Here is a 10,883-nt window from a genome sequence, read left to right as displayed (position 1 = left end):
TTTAACACTTAGCCGAAGCTAAATACTAAACGATTGAAACGTTCTCAGCTTGAGGACCTTTCTGACCTTGAGTCACAGTGAAAGAAACTTTCTGACCTTCGTCAAGAGTTTTGAAACCGTCTGAGTTGATAGCACGGAAATGAACGAATACGTCTGGACCAGACTCTTGCTCAATAAATCCGAAACCTTTATCAGAGTTAAACCACTTAACAACACCAGTAACTTGAGACATAATATAAATCCTGTAAAAAAAAATAGTTAAAGCCTTAACGGCAGTAAAGCTGGAAAATGCCGGTATTACTTATGTTTACAGGACGAAACTGTTCGTATTGATAAATATAAGCCCAACCTTCAAGCTGAGTAAACTATAAACCATTTTCAGGATAAGTCAACAAACATCAACCAAACAATGGTATTTAATTAGTCTCATTTCAAAAAGGTTTATCTTTGAGCATCAAATAGTTATTTATATCAATTATCTGATTGTTTATTGTTCTCGTTGATGAATCTCGATTTTAAAATCTATCTCACACTCGAGCCCTTGCTCTATTATCTGAGACTTCTGTGAATCACTCAATTTCCATGCGTAAGGAGTCATGTTAAGAAAGTGATCAATGTCTTCCGCACGAGTTAATGTTAATGAATAAGCTAATGCTTGGTGTGCTAAGTAAGTAAAGCCATCTAACACCATAGGTTCTTGTGGATGTTGTTTGGGTTCACTATAAATTTTCTTTTTTAACGCATAGTGATGCATCGGCCCAGGAGAAACGGTAATGAGTATTCCGGTCGGTTTTATCACCCGCTGTAACTCTTCAACTTTAGACGGCGCATAAATACGTATCGCTAAATCAAAACTGTTATCAGCAAAAGGCATTTCAAATGCACTCGCCACACAAAAATGTAATCCTCTATAGCGTTTGGCAGCATAACGAATTGCAGACTTAGAAATATCTAAACCATAAAACTCACAATGGGGTTTAACCACAGACTGCAACGTTTCAAATAACCGATGACTGTAATACCCTTCGCCACACCCTATATCGAGCACCTTAGTGGCATCTCCAGCAAACTCTAGCGCTAACTGATTTACTTTGTCGCTTAACGGTTGATAAAAGCCTTGATTAAGAAACTCTCGTCTGGCAATCATCATTTCTTTGTTATCACCAGGATCTTTTGTTTTCTTTTTTTGTACAGGCAATAAATTAACGTAACCTTCTTTAGCACAATCAAATTGATGGCGCAGTTCACATTGCCAAGAATTTTGTTGTTGTACTAATGGCGCGCTACAAATAGGGCAAATATAAGACATGGGTGGGCTCTAGAGTTACTGAAAAGTTAAAGATCGTCATCACACAGCTTATTGACCATTTCCGACACGTCTTTAGGGGCTAAAAGTTCAAAACAATCCAATTTACGCTGTAATTGTTCATTATTATAAAATTGTTCATTAGACGAGCGGCCGAAGTTGGAACGCTCTAATGACTGATGATAGGTCCGTAACAACCATTGATGCTTATTTTGCAATAAATGATCGAGTTTTAGTAGCTCAGTTGAGACGCCTGGGTGGATTTTGCCCGACTCGCCTCGGAGGTAATCACGTAATTCTCGTCGAACTTGCTCTAATTCACTTATATGAACCGCAAGCATGGTAGAAGGCTCATCATAATCAAACTTACGTCCTAATATCGCTTTAGCCATAACGAGAGCTTGAGGTTCACTCAAAATCCGTAAGTCATTCTCTAACGTCACTAGTTCAAAACGAGCTTCAGCCGATACACTAAAGTGCACATCTTCATCAGCGTGAATATTAATCGTCACCCCATTTCTGAGTTGTTCAATACACACACGTGGAGCTACCCCCATTGAAGGATATAACTTAATCCCCTGCCCTACGAGCCTTGGCTGAGTAGGCGTTTCAATCATTGTTTGTGTATGTTCAAAAGCAAAAGTCAAGAAAGGTTGAATACGTAAAATGAGTGTCGTTTGTTTATGCTCAACTTGGCTAACCACAAACTCAACTAAAGGATTACTCATCGTTGAAAGTACTAATAAATCACTCACACTATCCGGTAAACGAAGTGTCAACGCAGTCGGTTGAGTTATTTCACTGACGCATGGTTGAGTAAATACATGATGATGCATACAATATTCCTTTACTACTTCACTAAATTGTAACCAGCAAATCCACATTAGTCACCAGTAAACAAGGTTATATTAGAAAAATCATATTGAAGGTTACCTCATTATCATTTTTTTATGCTGATAAATGTTAACATGGTTTTAATCGCGAAAAGGATCTTATACTTACTATGGCTAACGCAATTCAACCCACCTTATTCTGGCACGATTATGAAACATTCGGGGCAAACCCAAGCAAAGATCGTCCGTCTCAGTTTGCGGGAATTCGAACCGATTTAGAACTCAACATTATCGGTGAGCCTGAAACCTTTTATTGCAAACTCGCGCCTGACTATTTACCGTCTCCCGAAGCCATATTAATTACGGGGATAACCCCACAACTGGCCAACCTTAAGGGCGTACCAGAAGCTGAGTTTATGAAACGTATTAATACGCTGTTTAGCCAACCCAGCACCTGTGTTGTGGGCTATAACTCATTACGTTTTGATGATGAGGTCAGTCGCTATGGTTTCTATCGTAATTTTATCGACCCTTACGCGCGAGAATGGCAAAACGGTAATTCTCGTTGGGATATCATTGATTTAGTTCGAGCTTGCTATGCATTTCGTCCAGACGGAATAAATTGGCCGAAGAAAGAAGATGGCTCACCGAGTTTCAAGCTAGAGTTACTCACCCAAGCGAATGGTTTAAGTCATGAAAAAGCCCATGATGCTATGTCAGACGTTTATGCCACGATTGCTATGGCTAAACTGATAAAGCAGACACAACCCAAGCTGTACGAATATTATTTTAATTTAAGGCGTAAACAAGCGGTTGCGGATCATATTGATGTCCTTAAAATGCAGCCTTTGGTTCATGTCAGTTCAAAAATTAGTGCGCAGCAAGGCTGTACTACGTTAATTGCGCCAGTGGCATATCACCCAACTAATAAAAATGCGGTGATATGCGTTAATTTGGCCATGGATATCTCGCCATTATTAGAATTGTCTGCTCAAGAAATAAACGACCGTATGTATACGTCTCGTCAAAACTTAGCTGAAAATGAGCTCGCTATACCACTCAAACAAATCCACCTTAACAAGTGTCCCTTTATCGGATCGCCAAAATTACTTGACGACGAGGTAGCTGAAAAATTACAGTTCGATAAAGCATTTGCACGTGAGCAATATAAACGCTTAAAAAACCACCCAGAATTGCGCGAAAAGCTTAACCAAGTATTTGAACTTGAATCAGATCGTAAACCGATCACCGATCCTGATTTAATGCTATATAGCGGTGGATTTTTCAGCCATGCTGATAAAACAAAAATGGACATAATTTGCCATACTGCACCACATAATTTAGCAGCTTTGGCATTGCAATTTGATGATCCGAGGATCAATGAAATGTTGTTTCGTTTTCGGGCACGTAATTATCCAGAAACATTAAGCGACAGTGAAGTCCGTAAATGGCGTGATTTCTGTCAACAACGCTTATCGGATGCCGATTATGTGATTAAACTCGAGAACCTGGTCGAAGAAACCAGCGAGAATGAACACAAACAAAAGCTATTAAAAGCCCTATATCAATATTTACAGTCACTATAGTAAATTTTATTTTTACCCAATTTATTTCATCTAAGGATTAAGGGAATGCAAAATCGTTTTTTAGAAAGCATTACTCAACTAGACAAACCTTTGGCCAATGCGCTTGTGCCATTATTACACGAGCAATTTTGCGGTCATATTGATGCAAGTCAATTTGCAGGCCTAGTTAACGCAAGCGGTAAAACAGAGCAACAAGTGCTCATGGATTTATTACCTATTGCCGCAGCACTTGCTAACCCACCGATAAGCGAATTTTATGTCGGTGCTATTGCAAAAGGTGGCAGTGGCGACTTGTACATGGGTGCTAATTTAGAATTACCCGGAGAAGCGTTATTTCACAGTGTTCATGCTGAACAAAGTGCCATCAGTCATGCATGGTTAAGTGGTGAAACAGAAATTGTTGATATCATTGTAAACTTCAGTCCTTGTGGTCATTGTCGCCAATTTATGAACGAACTAGTCAATGGCAGTAAGATAAATATTCACCTGCCTAATCAACCAACCCAAACATTAGCGCATTATTTACCTTATGCGTTTGGGCCGGCAGACTTAGATATAACCGTGCCACTATTATGTAAGCGCGAGCAAGAATTTAATTGTGATTCAGATGACCCAATGATCATCGAAGCCATTGATCAAATGGGCCTCAGTTACGCGCCATATACTAATAGCAATGCCGCTGTTGTATTAGAAACTAACGACGGCGCCACTTTCTGTGGTCGTTATGCTGAAAGTGCGGCATTTAATCCATCAATGCAACCGATGCAAATGGCATTATCCAATTTAATCCGCCATAACCGTCAATACAGCGAAATAAAGCGCGCGGTATTAGTCGAATCATCAGTAGGCAAAATTACCTTGGTCGGCGCTGCTATGGATGCTCTGCATGCAATCGCACCGATTGAGCTTCAACATATGGTTGTAGAACCATTGCTGGGATAAATAACAGCAAACTTACTATGTTAAATATTCAGATAGATGGAAGGCGCTAATAAGCGCCTTTTTTTATTTGGATTAACACTACATTAAACCTAGATTAATAATGTATTATATTTTAACAATCTACTGCTGATACCATGCTAAGCTAATTGACATTTTTAGCATGGATAACATTAATTTAGCATGGATAACATTAAATTATCGGTGTACACATCGTTAAACAAACAACTGTTTATTGCTATTTTAATTATTTACTGGCTAATAATTTTCATCTAATGCAGCGTTTAATCAACAACAGTCTGTAGATAATTTATCTCCTTTAATGGCAGATAATGAGTAAGATTATTACCATGGCCGATATTAATCAATCTTATAGCCAAATTCAGATAATAACTGCAACATTATTAACGGGCACATCGTTATCAATGAACAAACAAATGTAAAGCGAGTCACTATTGCGCATATCGAGCCTTAGCAAAGTTTTACTCTTTATGCTGTTTTGTACAGTCGCTTTAGTGTGGGCCATTATCGAAAATGCCAAACCTCTTACGGTCAAAATACTCAACAACTTATTAGCCGACAACCACATAGAAGTGCTTAATTTTGATGCCGAATATGTCTCATTTAATCATATTCGGATCCCCAGGTTAGTCCTAAAAATTGAAGACAGTCATATCGCTATCCAAGAGTTCAATCTTGAGCTGCGTGACAGCCTGCAAATTCTTAAAAACCAAAAAATCAACGCCGACGATATCGTTAGCATCAAAACCCAGAGTGTCTATGTTGATTTGGGCGACAGTTTTTTCATTCGTCAATCACAACAAACTGAAGAATCTCCGGCGGCAATGCAACTCAACCTCGCAAAATTACCCACTATTGAGCTAGGTGAAATAAACATTAAGCTACCAGTGCTGGATAAAGATCTCCCACAGCAACACACTTTAAAGATGGACCAGCTTACCTTGACCCAAAAAGGTCAACTAAATACCTTGTGGCGATTTAATGACTTCCCGCTATTTAGCCTAGATGCCAGCTTAGACAAACGTGCTTGGCAATTTAACACCCTTGTTGATTTAGGGTTAAGCTATCAAGGGCTTGATTCATTAGAACAATATTTAAGCTTATTAAACAATAAACAACAGTCACAACAAGCGCAAAGCAACAATATGCTTCATGGTTTGCATACGCAGCTATCACAACTTCTACAACCCATTCGTCAACAGCAAGTCACCATAGAAGGCCAATGGACAGCCAACAGTAAAATTAACTTAATCAGCGGCGAGATGAGCAGTCAGCAATCGATAGCCGGATTATCTTTGCACTCGCCACTGTGGCCTAGTGTCTATTTTTCGCCGCAACAACCCATTAAGGCGATGCTTAATTTGGGCAATTACCCGCTACAGGCCTCACTAGATAACAGTAAAACCACTGATGCCTTCGCGCTAAAACTTGATATTGCCCCGCTACACTACCAACTGTCGCCTTCACAAGACGACAGAAATAAATTAATTGCATTGTTAGCCGATGATCACGCCAATCAAATAGTTCATATCATTGAACAGTTAACCCCTAAATCACCTTCGCAGCTAGCCAGTATCGATGTAGGCATTGCCTATCCCGTTGAAGTCGTTATCCCGCTGCAAAATGATGCTCTACCTCTGCAGGTGTCAATTCCTGACCTAAGCGTCAGCATTGAAGGGTTATTGCTCCAAAGCAAATTAAAACTGGCGCACACCACATTCAATAGTCATCAACAATTTAACAGTCATTTCGATTGGGGTATGGCATTGTCGACCCCGGAAGCAACAGCCAAGACACAACAACAGCCAGTTAACACACTCGCCGCTGACGATATAACTGTAACGGCCAGTGAGAATGTATCCGTACCAACACCAGTAACCGCGATGGCTCCAAGTCTAATTGATATAAAAGCCTTATTCCCTGAGATCCCGTTAGAGCAGCTGTCACTTTCTAATGCGAAAGTGAATCTAGTCGGTCAAATATCGCAGTGGCAACAAAATCAACTCGAACTGTCATTGCTGCCAAGCTCCAGCGTAGCCGTCAACAACACAAGTATATTGCGCAGTATTACCAGTGAGAATGAACAACATACCAAGCAGACCAAAAAATCTTCTGCACTATTGGGGTCATTCGGACTTGTGCTTAACGACACCTCGACCATGTCATTCAAACAAAATAATACTCAACTCAATCTATCTCCGTTTACACTGCAAATTAGCCAATTGATTGTTCAGCAAGCAACCCAAGTGGACAACAGTAAACTATCAACCACACTGGCCTCGGTTAACAAAGCCGATATTGCCATCAATCAAGGTATAATCTTGGCGTTACATCAAGATGAGCCCATCGACAAGTCGCTAGAACGTTGGTTACAAAACCCTGCAACCAACGACATAGCTTGGCGTATCAATAAACTCGATATCACCAAGCAACTGGGCAAAAGTCGCCGACAACCACTACTTGCGCTTGATAAGATTACGGTTACTCAGCAGCTCAATTTATCCAAAGGATTACTGGTTGGTAGCGAACAATGGCAACTCGATACCCTTAACTTAAGCAGTTATCACTTACTTAAATTTGCTGATAAAAAAAGCCCATTATCATTAGCTGGCCAATGGACTTTTGATACCGACATTGAAACAGCAATCAAGACATTACAAAAAGTCCAACCCTTGCCAGATAACTTTACAATTCAAGGCCACAGCAAACTAATCGCAGGTTTTGCATTAAGCGAAATAGGCAACACCAGTCAGTTTGAAATGAAAATTCAACAACAGTTATCATCTTTGTCAGGCCAATGGGAAGATAAAACCTTTAACGGTGGTGACGTGTTTGCCCAATGCCAATTTAACTGGCAGCAAACTCACGATGGTCCTAATACTCCTGCGGCTGAAAAACACTTTGCTCACAGTCAATTAGTCTGCCCACAAACCGCAATCAGTTTACAGCAAGCTAAACTTGGTTTATCGCTAACAAACTTGAATTTGAATGCCGATATCGAACTCAATAAAGACGGCAATAAAACGCCGACCAATTGGTTACAGCAAGTTACAGGGTTAAGCGAGACCAACATCAACCTTACCGCCAGCGGCGACATGCTTGATGGACGCTTTTTATTACCTGAGTTTGTACTAAAACTGCATGATAAATCTTATGGATACTTATTATTACAAGGGTTGAGCCTAGAAAAATTCTTAGAAGAGCAACCGCAAGTGGGTGTTAAAGCCAATGGCTTATTTGATGGCGTATTACCCGCGGTACTGGTTGATGGCAAAGTGACTGTTACTGGTGGCAAACTGGCTGCGCGAGCACCTGGAGGATTAATTGAAGTTGCCGGAAATCCTGCAATGGATCAGCTAGAATTATCTCAGCCTTATCTTGGATTAGTCTTTACCGCACTTGAGCATCTTAACTATACTGAATTGTCGAGCTCCTTTGACATGATACCCAACGGCGATGCACAGATTAATATTGCAGTAAAAGGTAACAGCCGTGACATTGAGCGCCCTGTTCACCTTAATTACTCTCACCAAGAAAACTTAATTCAGCTATACAAAAGTACTCAGATCGGTAATCAGCTACAAAGCAAAATTGAAGCAAAAGTCCAATAGCAGCATAAAAGGATCGTCCACGTGAAATATTCATCGACATATTTAGTCAGTATCAGCACCATAATGGCATCGTTATGGTTATCAGCTTGTACGCCTACCGTAAAGATAGAGCCACCTGACAAGCCAATTGTCATTAACTTAAATGTTAAAATTGAGCATGAAATTAGAATTAAAGTGGAAAAAGAACTCAATAATTTACTTGAGAATGACGAGTTATTTTAAGCAGAGGTTATCAAGATGAAATCTAGATTCGCTTTAGCCACTGCCGTATGCTTAACCAGTTTATTATGGTGTGCCACTGCTTGGGCAATGACATTGCAACAAGCCAAAACGGCCAGACTAGTAGGTGAGCAAACAAACGGTTATTTAGGTGTTGTCATTCCATCAAAAGAAACACAACAGCTAGTACTCACGGTTAATACCAAACGCAAACACTATTATCAACTCATCGCTGAGAGAAATAAAATTAGCCTAGATAAAATTGCCACTCTTGCAGCTCAAAAAGCGATTGAAGCAGCAGAACCTGGGCATATGATCCAAACGCCACAAGGGCAATGGCTAAAAAAATAACCACGAGAGTTGCCTCTACGTGGTTATGTCTATGTCTATGTCTATGTCTATATCTATATCTAACAAACCATTACATGGTCGCCATAACCCAATAATCTAAGCGCTTCTGTGGGTCTGTGACAATCGATTTGCAAGAGTCTTTGTATTTTGACATCAATGCGCCTAAGTTATTCGACCCAGCTAATTTATCAATTTGCTTTTGTTTAGCAGCAACAACATCTTTTTCAACTTGCTCTGGGGCACGGTACTTACCCGCTATCGCCACGGCATCAATTGCGGAGGTTTTTAAACGATCACCCACCGCTTTCATTTGTGGGGCATTCATCGCAGCAATCGCTTCCGAGCTAATTTGATAATACGCTGCACATTCAAGTAGTTCATCAGTGAATGCTTTTTCTGCAGCATCTTCTGCGTGTGCAGTTACACTCATGCATATAGCCGACACAGTAAAAACCCACATAGCAGATTTGTTCATGGTTGTTTCCCTTCGTTTTTAGAAATTTGGAGATAAAGTTAACGATTGATAATGCGCTAAACGAGATGTTAAAAATTGTTCAACTTGAGGCCATTCGGTTTCAATAATCGAAAACACCACGGTGTCACGAATAGTCCCGTCAGCTTGAATTTTATGATTGCGTATAATGCCATCTTGCTTAGCACCCAACCGTGCGATAGCGTTTCGAGAGGCATGATTATGCCAATGCGTCCTGAATTCGACCGCGATAGCATCTAAGGTATTAAATGCATAGCGGAGTAATAATAACTTGGACTCAGTATTAATAGCACTACGTTGATAAGATTTAGCGTACCAAGTGTAGCCTATTTCGAGTCTACGATTAGGTTGGTCCCAGTGGCAAATTCGAGTACAACCAATAATATTGCCAGAGACTTTATCACGCACCGCAAACGCGACCGCTTCGCCTTTGTTTTCACAAGCTAAAGCATGCTCGACATACGCTTTCATACCATCGGCATTAGGAATTTGCGTAAACCATAATGTCCACAAATCGCCATCACTGGCAGCCACAGTTAATCCAGGAACGTGATCGAAAGACAATGGCTCTAGGATAACATGTTCGCCCATTAAGCAATCTTGTCTATTAATCCAGCTCAAATTAACGCTCCTTATAGTAAAAGGTTACATTACCTTAACTGCATATAGATTTACAGCCAGCAACTACAATGTTTTTATCTATCGCGTAAAAACATTGTTTTGCTGTTGCTACAACCAATCACTAAAGACGGATCCCTTGCCAACGGTAGAATTAAAAACCGTGATTCGCGTTACTCACCCTAAACCAGCCGGCAATACTATTACGGGTTTTTGTGGTCGGCCTGACTTCATGCGGAAAGCGTTCACTTAAAAACAATACCAAGGTACCAATTTTAGGATTAACGACTTCTAAAGGTGCATCAAACTCATCATAAATGATCAATTCGCCACCATCGCTGTGTTGCCAATCTGGATTCAAGAAAAATACGGTCGATAAAATACGATTTTGGCTGCCATGCAACGCATCAACATGTTTTTTATAAAAAGCACCAGGCTCATAAACAGCATAGTGACTTTCAAAGTCAAACAGCCCCATAAACAAACGACGATTTAGCCCGTCTTTCAATTGGCTCATAATCGATAAATATTCACGGTCAATATGATCTTGATTGTCTAACCAGCTAATTTTATCCGAGCGAATTTCAGTATTGATTTGTTGTTCAATCCCTCGACCAATGGCGGCTTTTTTAAAATCAATATCTTGCTGAGCTTGCACTTTTTCAAGCAAGGCTAAACTTACATAATCAGGAATGATATCAGATAAAAGGATATACCCTTTATCGACTAACGCATCTGCGATCACATCCAGCATTGCTTCACTTACTTGCGAAACCATATATGCCACATCCAACAGAAAGACTACGCTTTTTACTTTACTCAAGGGCACAGAAAGGAAATTAAGGGCCTGATTTTCGAGGGGGCGTCATTACAAAGTATGATTGCCATACCTTGGTTATTTTCGGC

The 10,883-nt window shown here is 40.2% G+C and carries 11 protein-coding genes; 5 read left to right on the top strand and 6 right to left on the bottom strand.

Annotated elements, in window-relative coordinates; all coding sequences use genetic code 11:
• Positions 1–25: 25 nt before the first annotated feature.
• The 3 genes from AAEY94_RS10770 to AAEY94_RS10760 all read right to left on the bottom strand — a co-directional run bounded on the left by AAEY94_RS10770 (position 26) and on the right by AAEY94_RS10760 (position 2,142).
• Positions 26–232 (bottom strand): cold-shock protein, encoded by a 207-nt coding sequence (locus AAEY94_RS10770; RefSeq protein WP_011637160.1) that lies wholly within the window; start codon positions 230–232, stop codon positions 26–28.
• Positions 233–487: 255 nt separating this feature from the next.
• Complete coding sequence (gene rlmA / locus AAEY94_RS10765; protein WP_192116104.1) at positions 488–1,309, bottom strand: 23S rRNA (guanine(745)-N(1))-methyltransferase; 822 nt, start codon at positions 1,307–1,309, stop codon at positions 488–490.
• A 26-nt stretch (positions 1,310–1,335) separates the two neighbouring features.
• The gene (locus AAEY94_RS10760) at positions 1,336–2,142 is read right to left on the bottom strand and encodes a hypothetical protein (RefSeq protein WP_350978781.1); all 807 of its coding nucleotides are present in this window, start codon (positions 2,140–2,142) and stop codon (positions 1,336–1,338) included.
• 167 nt (positions 2,143–2,309) lie between these two features.
• Between AAEY94_RS10760 and sbcB the strand changes: the two genes are divergently transcribed.
• The 5 genes from sbcB to AAEY94_RS10735 all read left to right on the top strand — a co-directional run bounded on the left by sbcB (position 2,310) and on the right by AAEY94_RS10735 (position 8,866).
• Positions 2,310–3,725, top strand: a complete 1,416-nt coding sequence (gene sbcB / locus AAEY94_RS10755; RefSeq protein ID WP_350978779.1) for an exodeoxyribonuclease I — start codon at positions 2,310–2,312, stop codon at positions 3,723–3,725.
• 45 nt (positions 3,726–3,770) lie between these two features.
• Positions 3,771–4,667: a cytidine deaminase gene (cdd, locus tag AAEY94_RS10750; RefSeq protein WP_101087538.1), complete on the top strand. Its 897-nt coding sequence runs from the start codon at positions 3,771–3,773 to the stop codon at positions 4,665–4,667.
• Positions 4,668–5,155: 488 nt separating this feature from the next.
• Positions 5,156–8,296: an intermembrane phospholipid transport YdbH family protein gene (locus AAEY94_RS10745; protein WP_350978777.1), complete on the top strand. Its 3,141-nt coding sequence runs from the start codon at positions 5,156–5,158 to the stop codon at positions 8,294–8,296.
• Between the two features lie 63 nt (positions 8,297–8,359).
• Positions 8,360–8,518, top strand: a complete 159-nt coding sequence (locus AAEY94_RS10740; RefSeq protein WP_081430160.1) for a YnbE family lipoprotein — start codon at positions 8,360–8,362, stop codon at positions 8,516–8,518.
• 15 nt (positions 8,519–8,533) lie between these two features.
• Positions 8,534–8,866 (top strand): YdbL family probable chaperone protein, encoded by a 333-nt coding sequence (locus AAEY94_RS10735; protein WP_182744849.1) that lies wholly within the window; start codon positions 8,534–8,536, stop codon positions 8,864–8,866.
• A 70-nt stretch (positions 8,867–8,936) separates the two neighbouring features.
• Here AAEY94_RS10735 and AAEY94_RS10730 read toward each other — a convergent pair whose 3' ends face one another.
• The 3 genes from AAEY94_RS10730 to AAEY94_RS10720 form a co-directional block, all read right to left on the bottom strand.
• A complete protein-coding gene (locus tag AAEY94_RS10730) occupies positions 8,937–9,341 on the bottom strand; it encodes a hypothetical protein (protein ID WP_101087535.1) in 405 nt (134 codons plus the stop codon).
• 18 nt (positions 9,342–9,359) lie between these two features.
• Positions 9,360–9,950 (bottom strand): GNAT family N-acetyltransferase, encoded by a 591-nt coding sequence (locus AAEY94_RS10725; protein WP_335692576.1) that lies wholly within the window; start codon positions 9,948–9,950, stop codon positions 9,360–9,362.
• Positions 9,951–10,131: 181 nt separating this feature from the next.
• On the bottom strand, positions 10,132–10,755 hold the full coding sequence (locus tag AAEY94_RS10720) for a 2OG-Fe(II) oxygenase (protein WP_350978774.1): 624 nt from the start codon (positions 10,753–10,755) through the stop codon (positions 10,132–10,134).
• Between the last annotated feature and the right edge of the window lie 128 nt (positions 10,756–10,883).

The organism is Shewanella sp. AC34-MNA-CIBAN-0136 (assembly GCF_040309945.1).
In the GTDB taxonomy this organism is placed as follows: Bacteria; Pseudomonadota; Gammaproteobacteria; order Enterobacterales; family Shewanellaceae; genus Shewanella.
This window is presented reverse-complemented; position numbering and strand designations above follow the sequence as displayed.